General features: G+C 59.7%; 15 protein-coding genes and 1 pseudogene. 10 read left to right on the top strand and 6 right to left on the bottom strand.

Annotated features, from left to right (window positions below):
* Window positions 1-225 precede the first annotated feature (225 nt).
* Window positions 226-3,105, top strand: a complete 2,880-nt coding sequence (ppc, locus tag BCF11_RS01450; RefSeq protein ID WP_098493173.1) for a phosphoenolpyruvate carboxylase — start codon at window positions 226-228, stop codon at window positions 3,103-3,105.
* 6 nt (window positions 3,106-3,111) lie between these two features.
* On the opposite strand, the gene BCF11_RS01455 is transcribed toward ppc, so the two are convergent.
* Together BCF11_RS01455 and BCF11_RS01460 are read right to left on the bottom strand one after the other, a co-directional pair.
* Complete coding sequence (locus BCF11_RS01455) at window positions 3,112-4,218, bottom strand: mechanosensitive ion channel family protein (protein WP_098493174.1); 1,107 nt, start codon at window positions 4,216-4,218, stop codon at window positions 3,112-3,114.
* A gap of 59 nt (window positions 4,219-4,277) precedes the next feature.
* The gene (locus BCF11_RS01460) at window positions 4,278-4,757 is read right to left on the bottom strand and encodes a GNAT family N-acetyltransferase (RefSeq protein WP_098493175.1); all 480 of its coding nucleotides are present in this window, start codon (window positions 4,755-4,757) and stop codon (window positions 4,278-4,280) included.
* A 215-nt stretch (window positions 4,758-4,972) separates the two neighbouring features.
* Here BCF11_RS01460 and BCF11_RS01465 point away from each other — a divergent pair, with 215 nt between their 5' ends.
* The 8 genes and pseudogenes from BCF11_RS01465 to BCF11_RS01500 all read left to right on the top strand — a co-directional run bounded on the left by BCF11_RS01465 (window position 4,973) and on the right by BCF11_RS01500 (window position 11,654).
* The gene (locus BCF11_RS01465; RefSeq protein ID WP_098493176.1) at window positions 4,973-5,710 is read left to right on the top strand and encodes a GntR family transcriptional regulator; all 738 of its coding nucleotides are present in this window, start codon (window positions 4,973-4,975) and stop codon (window positions 5,708-5,710) included.
* 28 nt (window positions 5,711-5,738) lie between these two features.
* Complete coding sequence (locus BCF11_RS01470) at window positions 5,739-6,491, top strand: transporter substrate-binding domain-containing protein (RefSeq protein WP_369827830.1); 753 nt, start codon at window positions 5,739-5,741, stop codon at window positions 6,489-6,491.
* Between the two features lie 23 nt (window positions 6,492-6,514).
* Window positions 6,515-7,195 (top strand): amino acid ABC transporter permease, encoded by a 681-nt coding sequence (locus BCF11_RS01475; protein ID WP_098493178.1) that lies wholly within the window; start codon window positions 6,515-6,517, stop codon window positions 7,193-7,195.
* Window positions 7,192-7,848 carry an amino acid ABC transporter permease gene (locus tag BCF11_RS01480; RefSeq protein WP_098493179.1) on the top strand — a complete coding sequence of 219 codons (657 nt, stop codon included), beginning with the start codon at window positions 7,192-7,194 and terminating at the stop codon, window positions 7,846-7,848. Before BCF11_RS01475 ends, BCF11_RS01480 begins: the two co-directional genes overlap by 4 nt.
* Window positions 7,829-8,557: an amino acid ABC transporter ATP-binding protein gene (locus tag BCF11_RS01485; protein WP_098493180.1), complete on the top strand. Its 729-nt coding sequence runs from the start codon at window positions 7,829-7,831 to the stop codon at window positions 8,555-8,557. The genes BCF11_RS01480 and BCF11_RS01485 overlap by 20 nt, the downstream gene beginning before the upstream one ends.
* Window positions 8,558-8,659: 102 nt before the next feature.
* The gene (locus tag BCF11_RS01490; protein ID WP_098493181.1) at window positions 8,660-9,715 is read left to right on the top strand and encodes an adenosine deaminase; all 1,056 of its coding nucleotides are present in this window, start codon (window positions 8,660-8,662) and stop codon (window positions 9,713-9,715) included.
* Window positions 9,716-9,928: 213 nt separating this feature from the next.
* Window positions 9,929-11,121 (top strand): annotated as a pseudogene (locus tag BCF11_RS01495) (ISL3 family transposase).
* Between the two features lie 275 nt (window positions 11,122-11,396).
* The gene (locus BCF11_RS01500) at window positions 11,397-11,654 is read left to right on the top strand and encodes a DUF1488 family protein (RefSeq protein WP_098493182.1); all 258 of its coding nucleotides are present in this window, start codon (window positions 11,397-11,399) and stop codon (window positions 11,652-11,654) included.
* 72 nt (window positions 11,655-11,726) lie between these two features.
* On the opposite strand, the gene BCF11_RS01505 is transcribed toward BCF11_RS01500, so the two are convergent.
* On the bottom strand, window positions 11,727-12,167 hold the full coding sequence (locus BCF11_RS01505) for a multidrug/biocide efflux PACE transporter (RefSeq protein WP_098493183.1): 441 nt from the start codon (window positions 12,165-12,167) through the stop codon (window positions 11,727-11,729).
* 109 nt (window positions 12,168-12,276) lie between these two features.
* On the opposite strand from BCF11_RS01505, the gene BCF11_RS01510 reads away from it, so the two are divergent.
* On the top strand, window positions 12,277-13,146 hold the full coding sequence (locus BCF11_RS01510) for a LysR family transcriptional regulator (protein WP_098493184.1): 870 nt from the start codon (window positions 12,277-12,279) through the stop codon (window positions 13,144-13,146).
* 94 nt (window positions 13,147-13,240) lie between these two features.
* Here the strand turns inward: BCF11_RS01510 and BCF11_RS27355 are convergent, their stop codons facing one another.
* The 3 genes from BCF11_RS27355 to BCF11_RS01520 all read right to left on the bottom strand — a co-directional run bounded on the left by BCF11_RS27355 (window position 13,241) and on the right by BCF11_RS01520 (window position 15,569).
* Entirely contained in the window at window positions 13,241-13,582 is a 342-nt protein-coding gene (locus BCF11_RS27355) for a hypothetical protein (protein ID WP_143751228.1), read from the bottom strand.
* 354 nt (window positions 13,583-13,936) lie between these two features.
* Window positions 13,937-14,992: an oxidoreductase gene (locus BCF11_RS01515; RefSeq protein WP_199110706.1), complete on the bottom strand. Its 1,056-nt coding sequence runs from the start codon at window positions 14,990-14,992 to the stop codon at window positions 13,937-13,939.
* A 214-nt stretch (window positions 14,993-15,206) separates the two neighbouring features.
* Window positions 15,207-15,569 carry a hypothetical protein gene (locus BCF11_RS01520; RefSeq protein ID WP_098493185.1) on the bottom strand — a complete coding sequence of 121 codons (363 nt, stop codon included), beginning with the start codon at window positions 15,567-15,569 and terminating at the stop codon, window positions 15,207-15,209.
* Between the last annotated feature and the right edge of the window lie 87 nt (window positions 15,570-15,656).

Genomic DNA, 15,656 nt, shown 5'->3' on the forward strand with positions numbered 1-15,656 from the left:
TTGATGCAGCAGACGTCGCCGGACAGAGTTATCTGACCGCTAACAAGCCATATCAAAAACGCCCAACGAAATGCATTGTTTCCACTGCGGATTTTAACATGCGCTCCCTGTAGCCTCAGTTGTACATCCTATATCGGAATAGTTATATCGCAAGCGTTTGACCCCTTAGCAACTGTTACACGCCCTTCGTCCCTCACCCCAGAAAAGCTGATTGCACTCGTTATTATGGCAAAACAATTGAATTCTGCTGTCCAGGTAAAAAAATCCCCTCCCAACAAAGATGCGCCGCTCAAGGAAGATATCCGTCTGCTGGGCCGCTTGCTGGGCGACGTGCTGCGCGAACAAGAGGGCGATGCGGTATTTGAAGTAGTAGAAACCATCCGCCAGACGGCCGTGCGTTTCCGCCGCGAGTCGGACCCGCAAGCCGGCGCCGATCTCGACAAGCTGCTAAAAAAACTCACCCGCGACCAGACCAATTCGGTGGTGCGGGCATTTTCCTATTTTTCGCACCTGGCGAATATCGCCGAAGACCAGCATCACAACCGCCGCCGCCGCGCCCACCTGCTGGCCGGCTCGGCCGCGCAAGCCGGCAGCGTCGCCCATGCCTTGAGCAAACTGGATGACGCCGGCGTTTCCGGCGCCACCGTGCGCAACTTCCTCAAGGATGCGCTGATTTCACCGGTGCTGACCGCCCATCCGACCGAAGTGCAGCGCAAGAGCATCCTCGACGCCGAACGCGAAATCGCCCGCCTGCTTGCCGAGCGCGACCGTCCGCTGACCGCCAAGGAACTGCGCGATAATACTGAACTGCTGCGCGGCCGCATCGCCACCCTCTGGCAGACCCGTATGCTGCGCTACACCAAGCTGACCGTGGCCGATGAAATCGAAAACGCCCTGTCCTATTACCGCATCACCTTCCTGCGCGAACTGCCGGCGCTGTACGACGACATCGAAGGCGAAATCGCCACCCAGTTCCCGACCCGCGGCCGCCAGGGCAGCACCGAACTGGCGCCGTTCGTGCAGATGGGCAGCTGGATCGGCGGCGACCGCGACGGCAATCCGAACGTCAACGCTGGCACCATGCAGCGCGCGCTGACGCGGCAATCGACCACCATTTTCGATTTCTACCTGGAAGAAGTGCACGCCCTCGGCGCCGAACTATCGGTCTCGACCTTGATGGTTAGCGTCAACCAGGAATTGCTGGCGCTGGCGGAAAATTCGCCGGACACCTCGGACCATCGTGCCGACGAACCCTATCGCCGCGCTCTGATCGGGATTTACGCGCGGCTGGCCTCGACCGCGCGCGAACTGGGCGCCACCAACATCTTGCGCCAGGAAGTCGGCGCCGCGGCCCACTATATGGCGCCGCAGGAATTCACCCGCGAATTGCAGATCGTCGAAGACTCGCTGCGCGCCCACCATGGCAGCGCCCTGATCAAGCCGCGGCTGGCGACGCTCAAGCGCGCCTCCGAGATTTTCGGCTTCCACCTGGCCTCGCTCGACATGCGCCAGAGTTCCGATGTGCATGAACGGGTGCTGACCGAGCTGTTCGCGCAGGCGCAGGTGGAAGGCGCCTACGACAAGCTGAGCGAAGAACAGAAGATCGACCTGCTGTTGGCCGAACTGGCCAAGCCGCGCCTGCTGTACTCGCCGTATATCGATTACTCCGACGAGACCGTTTCGGAGTTATCGATCCTGCGCGCGGCAGGCGAGATGCGCAAGCGCTACGGCGCGCGCTCGATCCGCAACTACATCATCTCGCATACCGAAACCGTGTCGGACCTGCTGGAAGTGTTACTGCTGCAGCAGGAAACCGGCTTGCTGCGTCCTGAAGGCAAGGACAAGGCGAGCAAGGATGGCAAGGATAGCGGCACGCTGGAAGTGATGGTGATCCCGCTGTTTGAAACCATTCCCGACCTGCGCCGCGCGGCTGCGATCATGGAACAGTTCATGGCGCTGCCACCGGTGGCGCGCCTGATCGCCAAGCAAGGCAAGCTGCAGGAAGTGATGCTGGGCTATTCCGATTCCAACAAGGACGGCGGCTTCCTCACCTCCAACTGGGAACTGTACAAGGCCGAGATCCAGCTGGTGCGCGTGTTCGACCAGGCCGGCGTCAAGCTGCGCCTGTTCCATGGCCGCGGCGGCACCGTCGGCCGCGGCGGCGGCCCAAGCTACCAGGCGATCCTGGCGCAGCCGCCAGGCACCGTCAACGGCCAGATCCGCCTGACCGAACAAGGCGAAATCATCGCTTCCAAATTCTCCAATCCGGAAATCGGCCGCCGCAACCTGGAGCTGCTGGTGGCGGCGACGCTGGAAGCCAGCCTGATGCCGAACACCGCCGACAGCAAGCAGATGAAAAAGCTGGGCGAGTTTGAAGAACTGATGGATGGCTTGTCGGAACGCGCCTACCAGTCGTACCGCAACCTGGTGTATGAAACCCCGGGCTTCACCGACTACTTCTTCGCCGCCACGCCGATCGCCGAAATCGCCGAACTGAATATCGGTTCGCGCCCTGCTTCGCGTAAATCGACGCGCCGCATCGAAGACCTGCGGGCGATTCCATGGGGCTTTTCCTGGGGCCAGTGCCGCTTGCTGCTGCCGGGCTGGTACGGCTTCGGCAGCGCCATCGAAAGCTGGCTGGACGAAGATAACGACAGCGGCAAAGACGCCAAGCTGAAAAGCCAGAAACTGGCGACCCTGCGCGTGATGTACAAGGAATGGCCGTTCTTCGCCACCCTGCTGTCGAACATGGATATGGTGTTGTCGAAAACCGACCTGGCGGTGGCCTCGCGCTACGCCGGGCTGGTCACCGACCGCAAGCTGCGCAACAGCATCTTCAAGCGCATCGTCGATGAACATGAGCGCACCAGCAGCATCCTGTCGGCCATCACCGGCGCCAAGGACCGCCTGTCCGGCAATCCGCTGCTGGCGCGTTCGATCAAGAACCGCTTCGCCTATCTCGATCCGCTGAATCACTTGCAGGTCGAGCTGATCAAGCGCCACCGCAGCGTGACCGCTGCTGGCCGCACGACAGAAGAGCGGGTCAAGCGCGGCATCCACTTGAGCATCAACGGGATTGCTGCGGGCTTGCGCAATACCGGCTGACCACGGTTAGCTGGAAGCGGCGGGCGGCTCAACGTCGGGATCGGTCGCTTTGACCGGCTCGGCGTCGAGCGCCGCGCGCAAGCGCGGCAGGCTCTCCGGATAGCGCCGGGCGATGAAAGCGATCATCTCTTCACGAATGGCGCAGCGCAAGTCGAAGGCCGCGCCAGAATCCTTCGCGCTGACCAGCAAGCGTAACTGCATGGCGCGCTCGCTGGCGTCGGTCACGTGCAGCACGCAAACTCGGCCATCCCACAATAGCGATTGTTTGCATATGCGCTCGAATTCGGCGCGCACGGCGGGCACCGGGACAGCGAAATCCAGCCACAGGAAAACCGTGCCGAGGATGGTCGAGGATTTATGCGTCCAGTTTTCAAACGGGTTTTCTATAAACCATTGCAAAGGCACGATCAGGCGCCTTTCATCCCAGATCCGCACCACCACGAAGCTGCCGGTGATTTCTTCGACCCGCCCCCACTCGCCTTTGACGATCAAGACATCGTCGATGCAGATCGGCTGCGAAAACGCAATCTGCATGCCGGCAATGAAATTCCCCAGCACCGGCCGCGCCGCGATGCCGGCGACCAGGCCCGCTATCCCGGCGGAGGCCAGCAAGCTGGCGCCGAACTGACGGGCGCCGGGCAAGGTCAGTAAAACGAAGCTCAAGCCGAGCAGGCCGGTAATGAAGTAGGCGCTACGCGTCAGCACCCTGGTCTGGGTCACGATACGGCGGGCTTTCAGGTTATCGGCGGCACTGACGGGGTTGAGCTGGACCACGGTGGCGCTTAACGCCCGGATGCAGCGCATCGCCAGCCAGGTCAAGGCGGCGATCAGCGCTACCGAGGTCAGATAGGACAGCGGCAGCAGCCACGGAGTCTCGTCCGGCGCCCCGGTCAGCACCAGGCGGACCGCGAACAGGATCAGGCACGCCTGGCTGGCGCGATAAGCGATAAAACTGGCATTCGTGAGGTAGGGACGGTTCCGGCCCATCCGCCGCAGCAGCATGATACCCACACGATGCAGCACGCCGGCCAGCAGCGCCGCTAACAAGGCAGCGCCAAGCACATAAAGGCCGGCTTCCAGGTATTGCAACTCGGGAAAAATGCTCAGATTCATCCAGGGACTCCATTATTTGATCGAATCCGGCATCCCCGCTACTCACGGCCGGCGTCGGACTAGAGTTTTTTCTGCAGCAGCATTGCCTTGCCCATGGCCGGATCCAGTTCATAAGCGGCAAACCCGGTCGACTTATAGAGCGCCTGGGCACGCTGGTTGCCTTCCAATACCTCCAGGGTGATCTTGCAGCAGCCCAGTCCGAGCGCTACCTGCTCAACCTGCGCGATCAGCTGCTTCGAAATCCCGCGGCCGCGAAATTTCTCCGCAACCGCCAGATCGTGGATATTCAGCAGCGGCTGACAGGCAAAAGTCGAGAATCCCTCAATGCAGATCGCCACTCCCGCCGGCTCGTCGCCGGCAAAGGCCAGCACCACATGGACATCGTTTCTTTTGCCGAGGGTGGCGACCAGGTTGCTTTTGACGAAATTGGTGAGTTGCTGGCCGCCGCCCATGGCGTCCATTGCATAACCGTTCAACAGCTCCACAATTGCAGTGGCATGGCGCGCATTGGCGAAATCGGCGTTCACTATCTGAGTCATGTTCTTGATCCTGGTTCAGTATTGATGAATGTTTCTGATTTTATATCAATGCCGGCAATCCCCGGCAGGTGCCAAAAAAGCGCAGCTACTCCCTGTTTTAGTGACAATTATCGACAGCGCTTACCAATTTGGTGAGCTGATACATCAATCTTGTATATCAGATTGGTGCATCAGTCTCAAATATCACCTGGCATACGACTTGCTGGTAGTCCGGCATGACCGCCACCGCCAAATCCTCCACCCAGATCGCCGAACGGATCACCGAAGCGATGCTGGCGCGCAAACTTGCGCCCGGCACCCGTCTGGGCGAGCAGCAGCTGGCGGAATTGTTTGGCGTCAGCCGCACCCAGATCCGCGAAGCGCTGACGCGGCTGGTGACGCGCGGGATCGTTACGGTCAGCGCGCGCCGCGGCTGGTATGTGATCGAACCGACGCCGGAAGATGCGCGCGCCGCTTTTGAAGCACGGCGGGTGCTGGAACTGGGCCTGCTGCGCCATGCGCGGCCGATCAGCTCGGAAGCGATCCGTGCCCTGCGCCTGCATGTCGAGCGCGAACAGGCGGCGCTGGAAGGCGACGACGTCGCCGGCCGCAGCTTCCTGCTGGGCGATTTCCACGTCTGCCTGTGCGAATCGTTCGGTAATCCATTGCTGGCCGACACGCTGCGCGACCTGACCACGCGCACCACGCTGACCGCCATGCAATACCAGTCATCGCATCACGCCAGGCAATCCTGCGCCGAACACGTCGGCATCGTCGCCGCCCTGGAAAACGGCGACCTGGAGCAGGCGGAACAATTGATGCACAGCCATTTATGCAACGTTGAAGCGGGCCTGGAAGAGTCGCTGCATAGTGGCCGTGGCCCGCTGTCGCCGCTGCAGCAGGCGCTGGCGCCGCTCAATGAAAATTTCGACAAGCAGTCATTCGCAATACCACCCCAGCTGAAGGAGTTTTAACATGAAATTTCCCAAGATTCTGTTTGCCATGGTCGCCGTTACCGCCCTGTTCAGCAGCACCGCCCGGGCCGATGCGCTTGACCAGATCGTCAAGAGCGGTGTGCTGAAGGTCGCGGTGCCGCAGGACTTCCCGCCGTTCGGCTCGGTCACCAGCGATCTCAAGCCACAAGGCCTGGATATCGACGTCGCCACCCTGATCGCCAAGAAACTGGGCGTCAAGGTCGAACTGGTGCCGGTCACCAGCGCCAACCGCGTGCCTTACCTGCAAACCAAGAAGGTAGACCTGATCATTTCCAGCCTTGGCAAGAACCCGGAGCGCGAAAAAGTCATCGATTTCAGCGAAGCCTATGCTCCTTTCTATAACGGCGTGTTCGGCGGCGCCGATCAGAAAGTCGCCAGCGCGGCCGACCTGGCCGGCAAGACCGTGGGCGTGACCCGCGGCGCGGTGGAAGACCTGGAACTGAGCAAGATCGCTCCAGCCAGCGCCACTATCAAGCGTTATGAAGACAATAACGGCACCATCAGCGCCTTCCTCTCGGGCCAGGTTCAATTGGTAGCAACCGGCAACGTGGTGGCGGCGGCGATCATCGCCAAGAATCCGCCGAAGAAGCCCGAAACAAAATTCCTGATCAAGAATTCGCCATGCTCGATCGGCCTCAACAAAGATGAGAAGAAGCTGCTCGACAAGGTCAACGCCATCCTGGCGGAAACCAAGAAGGACGGCGAACTGAACGCGATCAGCGTCAAGTGGCTGGGACTGCCGCTGCCGGCCAACCTGTAATTGCCAGCTGCGGAACCAGTCTCATGAGCTACCATTTTGATTTCCTGGCCGCGTTCGACTATCCCGCCGTGCTCATCAAGGGCGTGCTGGTCACGATCGAGCTGATCGCCATCGGCGGTGTGCTCGGCATCACGGTCGGCATCTGTGCGGCCTGGGCCAAGACCCAGGGACCGCGCTGGCTGCGGCCGCTGGTCAGCGCCTATGTCGAGCTGATCCGCAACACGCCGTTCCTGATCCAGCTGTTTTTCATCTTTTTCGGGCTGCCCGGAGTCGGTTTGCAAATCTCCGAGATGGAAGCGGCCTTGCTGGCCATGGTGATCAACCTGGGCGCCTACAGCTGCGAAATCATCCGCGCCGGCATCGCCGCCGTGGCGCGCGGGCAGATCGAAGCCGGCCTCAGCCTGGCGATGACCCGCATGCAGATCTTCCGCCACGTGATCCTGCCGCCGGCCTTGCAAAAGATCTGGCCGGCTCTGTCGAGCCAGGTGGTGATCGTGATGCTGGGTTCGGCGGTCTGCTCGCAGATCGCGGTGGAAGAACTCGCTTACGCGGCCAATTTCATCCAGGGCCGCAATTTCCGTTCGTTTGAATCCTATCTGTTGTCCACCGCCATCTACCTGTTGCTGGCCATCGGCCTACGCCAGTTATTGCACCTGCTCGGCAACCTGTTGTTCGGACGGCGGACGCCAAAGGGGGCTGCATGATTTCGTTCTCACTGTGGGATATCGTGCGCAACCTGCTGCTGGCCTTGCGCTGGACCGTGCTGCTGTCGCTGGCCTCGTTTGCCCTCGGCGGCCTGCTCGGCCTGATCGTGCTGTTCCTGCGCACCTCCAAGCAGACCTGGCTGCGGCGCGTCACCAAGATGTACATCGAACTGTTCCAGGGCACGCCGTTGCTGATGCAATTGTTCCTGGCCTTTTTCGGCCTGGCGCTGTTCGGCCTCGACGTTCCGGCCTGGCTGGCGGCGGGCCTGGCGCTGACCTGCTGGAGCAGCGCCTACCTGGCGGAAATCTGGCGCGGCTGCGTGGAAGCGATTCCGCGCGGCCAGTGGGAAGCATCGTCGTCGCTGGCGATGACCTATCTGCAGCAGATGCGCCATGTGATCCTGCCGCAAGCCTTGCGCATCGCGATTCCGCCTACCGTCGGTTTCAGCGTGCAAATCGTCAAAGGCACCGCGGTCACCTCGATCATCGGCTTCGTCGAGCTGTCGAAAGCCGGCACCATGATCACCAACGCCACCTTCCAGCCGTTCACGGTGTATGCCGTGGTCGCGCTGATGTACTTCGCGTTGTGCTGGCCGCTGTCCAAATACAGTCAGTCTCTGGAAAGGAAATTCAATGGCACTCATCGCGATTGACAATGTAAAGAAGAGCTTCGGCGACAACCAGGTGCTGAAGGGCATCCGGCTGGACGTGGAAGCCGGCGAAGTGATCGCCATCATCGGCAAGAGCGGCTCCGGCAAGAGCACCCTGCTGCGCTGTATCAACGGCCTGGAAAGCATAGACGAGGGCAATATCAGCGTCGGCGGCGCCCACCTGGGCAAGAGCGAGCTGGAACTGCGCGCGCTGCGCCTCAAGGTCGGCATGATCTTCCAGCAGTTCAACCTGTTTCCTCACCTGACAGTCGGCCGCAATGTGATGCTGTCGCCGATGATCGTCAAAGGCACTAGCGAAGCGGCGGCTCGCAAGTCGGCGCAAGACAACCTGGCGCGGGTCGGCCTGGCGGAAAAATTCGACGCCTACCCGGACCAGCTGTCCGGCGGCCAGCAGCAGCGGGTAGCGATTGCGCGTGCGCTGACGATGCAGCCGCAGGCGCTGCTATGCGACGAGATTACCTCGGCGCTGGACCCTGAACTGGTGAACGAAGTGCTGACCGTGGTGCGCAGCCTGGCGGAAGAAGGCATGACCTTGCTGATGGTGACCCATGAAATGCGCTTCGCCCGCGAAGTCTGCGACCGTGTGGTGTTCATGCATCAGGGAAAAGTGCATGAAATCGGGCCGCCGGAAGAGATTTTTGCACATCCGAAAACGGCCGAGCTGCAGCAGTTTCTGGGGGCTGCCAACTGACGGCAGGCTGCCTGAAAATGGCAGCTTGTTGGCAAAAACGGGGGAACGCTTGCGCAATTCTGTAAAATTGCGGATTAGGCACCGTTAATAATGGAAGCACACATGAATTCAATAAGCACCACCCCGCCGCTTGCAGCAGACCTTGTTTCCTTCATCGAAGGCTTGCCGAAAGCGGAATTGCACCTGCATATCGAAGGCACGCTGGAACCAGAATTACTGTTTGCACTGGCACAACGCAACAACGTCACTCTACCCTACGCGTCGGTCGAGGAACTGCGCGCAGCCTACGCTTTCACCGACCTGCAATCCTTCCTCGACCTCTACTACGCCGGCGCCGCCGTGCTGCAGACCGAGCAGGATTTTTATGACATGACCATGGCCTACATCGTCCGCTCGCGCGCCGACAATGTCCGCCATTCTGAAATTTTCTTCGACCCGCAAACCCATACCGAGCGCGGCATCGCCATCGAGGTGGTGTTCGCCGGCATCGCTCGCGCCTTGCGCGAGGCGCGCGACCAGCACGGCTTCAGCAGCGCCATCATCATGTCCTTCCTGCGCCATCTGTCGGAAGAAGACGCCTTCGCCACATTGGAAGCAGCGCTGCCGCTGCGCGCCGAGTACCGCGACCTGTGGATAGGCATCGGCCTGGATTCAGCCGAGCGCGGCAATCCGCCGGAAAAATTTGCGCGAGTGTTCGCGCGCTGCCGCGAACTCGGCTTCCACCTGGTCGCCCATGCCGGCGAAGAAGGTCCGCCGCAATACGTTTCGGATGCGCTGGATATGCTGCATGTCGAGCGCATCGATCACGGCGTCCGCAGCGAAGAAGATCCGGCCCTGATGAAACGCCTGGCGGAACAGCGCATTCCGCTGACGGTATGCCCGCTCTCCAACCTCAAGCTGTGCGTGGTCGACGACATGCGCAAGCACAACCTGGCGCGCCTGCTGCACGCCGGCCTGGCGGTCACCGTCAACTCTGACGATCCGGCCTATTTCGGCGGCTACATGAATGCCAATTTCCTGGCGGTGGCGGCGTCGCTGCGCCTGAGCCGCACCGAACTGGTGATGCTGGCGCGGAATGCCTTTGAAGCGACTTTCCTGCCGGCTGCGGCCAAACAGCAGTTGCTGCTGGAGCTGGATGGCTATTGCATGGCGCATTGATTCCGCTGGTTTAGCCGGCGCCGTTTGAGACGCTGGCGGACTTACCGCAACCCGCCTCGCCAGTCTGGCGTGGCGGGTTTTTCATATGCGCGCCGCGGACAAAAAAAAGGTTCTTCACGGATTATCGGGAAGTAATCTAGAAATGGGAAAGCGGTGAAGTAAGTTTAAACTTGTTGTGCGACCAACAGTTTCTACCCAACCCCACCGCTTTCAATGACGGATAATAATCTTGACCTCCCATTCTGGGAAGGCTTTCGCGTCTGGAATTTTGACCGACGCGACGACGACACTTGGATCAGCCTTGTGCCCACTGACGGCGCGCCAATGATTTGCTCCGGCTGTGAGCAATCTTGTTCCCAAGTTCACGAGACCTCATACGTGACATGCCGATGCTCGGCGATTCTGTGTGGCTGCAGGTGAATCTTCGGCGGCTGCGCTGCGATTCCTGTGGCACACGCACCGAGCGTGTGAAGTGGCTGGATCGGCACGCACGCATTACTCAGCGTCTGGCCCAATTCGTTGGTCTATGGTGCGAGAAGCTACCTGCGGCTCACGTCTGCAAGCTGTCCGGGCTGCACTGGGAAACGGTGCGCAAGATCGACCGACAACGCCTGGAGGGTAAATTGGCTGAGCTGCCTGACGCCCAGCCAACCAGGCTAGTGATGGATGAATTCGCGCTGTTCAAAGGACATCGCTATGCCACGGTTGTCCTCGATGCCGACACGCGCCGCGTTCTCTGGGTTGGCGAGGGTCGTAGCAGAGAGGCAATTCGCGTGTTCTGTGAATGGCTAGGGCCGGCGCGTTGCGCCGATATAAAGGCAGTGGCCATGGACATGAATACGGCTTTCGACCTCGAAGTCCAGCTGCATTGCCCGCAAGCCAGAGTGGTCTACGACCTGTTTCATGTGATTGCCAAATACGGTCGGGAGGTGATCGACAGGGTGCGCGTGGACGAGGCCAATCGCCTTAAAGGCGATCTCCCTATGAGGCGTGTCGTCAAGCGCGCCCGATGGCTGTTGTTGCGCAATCGCAGCAACGTGCCGTCCGAGCAGCAGCCGAAATTGGACGAACTGCTAGCTGCAAACAAAGCATTGATGACGGTCTACATTATGAAGGCCAGTCTGAAGGAACTATGGCAGGCCACTAGCGCTTGGCATTGGCGCAACGCCTGGCGCGCCTGGCTAAAGATGGCCCATGACAGTAGCATCGAGCCACTACAGAAATTTGCCAAAAAGCTCAAAATCTACTGGCGTGGAATCATAGCCAGGGTACGCTGGCCGATGCACACAGGGCAGCTCGAAGGAATTAACAATCGCATCAAAGTGATGAAGCGCATGGCATACGGATACCGGGATAGCGCCTTCTTCTTCCTGAAGATTAAAGCCGCCTATCCCGGTAATCCGTGAAGAACCAAAAAAAAGCCCGCAGCGCTAAGGCTTGCGGGCTGAATCCAAACCTAGGAGGTGTTGGAGGAGACAGGTGTGACTATAGCAATACGACCCATGTTTGTATGCTTTATAGTTCACATACCTGATATTCGGGAAGTGCATAACAAAACTCAAAACCAGCGCTTGCATAGTCCTTGCCACCGGGACAGTTTGCGTACATCATTGAGAGGCAGCCAGATAGCCTGCCCTATCGATCCCGTCTGACTCTGCGCAACCGTATTATCGTGGAGAACATGATGGACAACGTACTTGCTGCACCTCTTCTCACTAAAGCCGGGATCCTGTTTTCGGTAACAGTCGAGTTCAAACAATATCAATGCCTGGTGCCGGCAACCACCCTTTCCGACCTGTCGCATTCGAAAGATCCCAAGCTCGACCTGCTCGATACCTATCGGGCTTTCCAGAGCAAGATCGAAGGCGTCGCCCGCCGCCTGATTAGCGCCGGCCTGGAAGGAAAACCGCTGGTGGTCAGCACCGGCTATTTTCAATAATCCGGACGCTGCCCGGAATTCCTCAAGCCATCGCAGGCAATCACGGCCTGCAACGGCGGTTCACATTCCGCTTCAATTGTTAAGCAGAGCGCGCCGCTTCAACAGCGCTTCGCGCAGCTTGTCGTAGCCCAGATTGAACAGGAAAGTATAGGGTAGGAAGAACATCAGTAAGCCGATGTCGAGGATCAGTGCATCGAGCAAGCTCATGTCCAGCCACCACGCCACCAGCGGCACCACGATCGCCACCAGGCCCAGTTCGAACGTGACAGCATGCACCGCCCGGACCGCCATGGTGCGGACTATGCGCCAATGCCGTTCGACGCGGTCGAACATGGCGTTGAAAATCATGTTCCAGCTCATCGCCACCAGCGAGATCATCAGCGTCAGCGCGCCCGCGTGCGCCATCGGCATTTTCATTACCCACGACAAGACCGGCGCGGTCAGGCCGACTGCCAACGCTTCGAAAATCAGCGCGTGAGTGATGCGCTCACCCCAGGTTTTATTGGTATTCATATTGCCTCCGTTGCTTCAGAAATGTCTGATGCAAGGATTTTCTTCGATTAAGCTGATACTATAAAACTAGTTACCATCGGTTAAACCGATACATTGGAGCCATTACGCCATGCGCCATTCGCTGGAAACCCTGTTCATGTTTGTCGAAGCGGCGACGCTGGGCTCGTTTTCCGCGGCGGCGCGCAAATTGGGCAAGCAGCAATCTACCGTCAGCGAGGCCATCGCCAACCTGGAAATCGACCTCGGCCTGACCCTGTTCGACCGCGCCACCCGCCGTCCCAGCCTGACGCCCCAGGGCCAGGCGATGCTGGTGTACGCCCAGCAGGTGATCGAGGCCAGCGACCGCCTGGAACGCTCTGCCCATCGGCTGGCCGACGGCCTCGAACCGCAGCTGACCCTGGTGCTGTCCGATACTTACCAGTCGGACCGCTTTGAAGAAATCCTCACCAGTTTTGAACAGCGCTATCCCGAACTGGAGCTGGAATGCCTGATTGCGGAGCGCAACGACGTGGTAGCGCTGGTGCAAGAAGGGCGCGCCCATCTCGGGCTGGTGGCGGCGCAGGCGGATTACCCGCCCGACATCGGCTTCGAATCGGTGCCCGACCGCTCGGCCATCGGCCTGTATGTCGGCAAGCAGCACCCACTCGCCAAGGCGCGCCACATTACTACCGAAATGCTGCACAACGCGCGCGAGCTGCGTCTCAGCACCTATGGCGAAGACAGCGCCGACGCGGTGCAGCGCCGCCGAGGCCGCTCCTGGACTGCCTCCAGCTATCTGCTGCTGCTGGAAATGACAGAACTGGGCTTTGGCTGGGCCGAACTGCCGTACTGGCTGGCCAAGCGCTTTGCCGCCAACAGCCTGCTGGAACTGCAGGTGCGCGGCTGGCCGAAAAGCATACAGGTGGATGCAGTCTGGTCGCGCCGCCGCGGATTGGGGCCGGCCGGCAGCTGGCTGCTGGATACGCTGATGGCGCGATGAACGGCCGGGGTGAAGAATAAGCCTATCTGGCGCGAATTTTGCTCTGCTCCTGTATCACTCAGAAAGCCGACAAAAAATGTTAATCATCCTTGCCTCAGCCAGTTTCGCCGCCCTGCTCGCCGTTTTCCTGCTGCACAAAGAACTCAAGACGCGCGGCTTCCTCTCCAGCTATAACCGCAACGCCCGCTCCAATGCCCGCCTGCAGCGAAGCCGGACCGCCAAACCCCATCAGTAAGCAGCAACCACCACTCTCTCCTTTTGCAGCAGGCAAAAAAAAGCCCGCTGTACCTTGCGGCGCGGGCTGAATCCAATCCATAGGGGAGTTGGAGGAGACGAAACAACTATAAGGTGAAATATTGCGCACTGCAATATAGTAAAAATACGGTATCAGACGTAAAAAAAACCTGCGGCCACAAGGCAAGCAGGTTTTTTGCATTCATCAATACAGGAGAAGATTCCCGAAACCCAGACCTATCTGGAAAGTGGTTCCGACGTGTAACGAATCTACTCTTGTATTGGCCCGTATCGTATTTATCTGTATTTTTACAGCTAAATGCGACAGGCGATTTCTGGATGCTACACAGCTTTTGCCAAGAAAGCAAGGTACATTCGCCGAATACTGCGAACTTGCCACAAACTCCCCAGACAAAAAAAAGCCCGCGGACCTTGCGGTGCGGGCTTGAATCCAAACCTTAGGAGGTGTTGGAGGAGACAGGTGCAACTATATAGAGCCGACCTGCAAGCCGCCAATTTATTTAACGCATAACAGTTATTCACATAAATGATAGCGTTACCATTGCTCTGCAGCATAAGGCAGCCGGCGCCCTTCTTCAGCACTCTGGCGCGCCAGTTCAAGGATTTCGGCGACGCTGACGGCAGCGTCCGGCGCCACTGGAAACGGTGCGCCATCCTGTATCGATGCCGCCACTGCGCGATAAAACTCGACATACGCGCCATCCAGGGTGGCCAGTTCGCCGCGTACGTCGAGCACGCCGTCCACTTCCCGGATCAGGCCGGGCGGATTGCTGGCCCAGCCCGGCTGGCCCGGCCTCAGGCCAGCCTTGAGCTGGTCTTCCTGGCTGTCCAGGCCGGTTTTCAGGTAGCTGCCGCGGCGGCCATGCAGCACGAAGCGCGGCGCTTCCAGCGCGCTCAAGGCGCTGGCATGCAACACTACCTGCTTGTCGGGATAGCCCAGCTGCAGGTGCACATAATCGTCCGCCTCGGCATGTTCGCGATAGGCCGCCACGGTGGCGTTCACGCTGTGCGGCGCACCGAACAGCAGCAGCGCCTGGTCGACCAGATGCGGGCCGAGGTCGTACAGCAAGCCGCCGCCGCTGAGCGCATTTTCGCGCCAGCGCTGCCGCACGGCGGGCCGGAAGCGGTCGAAATGCGATTCAAAATGAGTGATGTGGCCAAGCCGGCCGCTGGCCAACAGCGCCTGCACCGTGCGGAAATCGCCGTCCCAGCGCCGGTTGTGGAACGGCGCCAGCAGCAGTTTGCTGTCGCGCGCGGCGCGCGCCAGGATGCGCGCCTGTTCTGCCGTCAGCGTGACCGGCTTGTCGACCACCACGTGCTTGCCGGCAGCCAGCGTGCGACGGGCGAAATCGAAATGGGTGTCGTTCGGCGTCGCAATGGCGATACAGTCGATGGCCGGATCCGCCAGCAAGGCATCCAGATCGGCGACGATACGCGCCTGCGGCCAAGCTTGCCGGGCAATGTCCGGCTGGCTGCTGGCAATGGCGCTAACTTCGGTGCGGCCGGAGTGGCCGATCAGCGGTGCATGGAAGGTGGCGCCGGCAAAGCCGTAGCCTAGCAGGCCGATTTTCAACAGGGGCTTGGTATGCAAAGTCAGACTCCTAGCAAGATCAGACAAAGATTATCCACAGCAAAAGTTACCCACAGAAATTGTGGATAGTCCTGTGGATAACCATCAATGATTTCAATCAAGTCTTTGATTCATATAGATTTTTACCGAACGCACAAGCTTGATACTCCTGGCATAACTTGCCGGGCTTGTTTTTTACGGAAAACAAGCCGGCCTTGCGCCTCGCGAACGGCGCCTAGCTGGCCGCAGAGTCAATATCCGCCAGCGATTCGCGCCCTTTATCGGTGATGTCGAAACCGTCGCCAGCCGGCCTGGCGCTGATGTGGCCCTTTTTGCCGAGGAACATGGCGACGTCGGCCGCCAGCTTGGCGCCGGGATCGTTCGCTACGGCGCGCAGGCCGTCTATGCAATTCCTGATGAACAGGGTCTGCTGCCCTTTCTCGGTCAATGACAGGCCGCCGTTTTTTTCATACGCGATGTATTTCAGTCCAGCCAGGCGCTTGGTATTCCTTGCCACGCAAGCGCTCACCCTGCCGTGCGCCCCCTTGCCTATCTGTCCCAGGGCGTCGTATTCATCTCTTGTCAAACCGTCGTTCATTACTGCTTCCTCTGTAGAATTTGCCATGCTGCGACCCTCATGGTACGCGCCGCAACGACCAGCGGCAATGGATAGCAGCAAAGCGGG

Origin of the sequence: Collimonas sp. PA-H2, assembly GCF_002564105.1 — a bacterium.
GTDB lineage: Bacteria > Pseudomonadota > Gammaproteobacteria > Burkholderiales > Burkholderiaceae_D > Collimonas.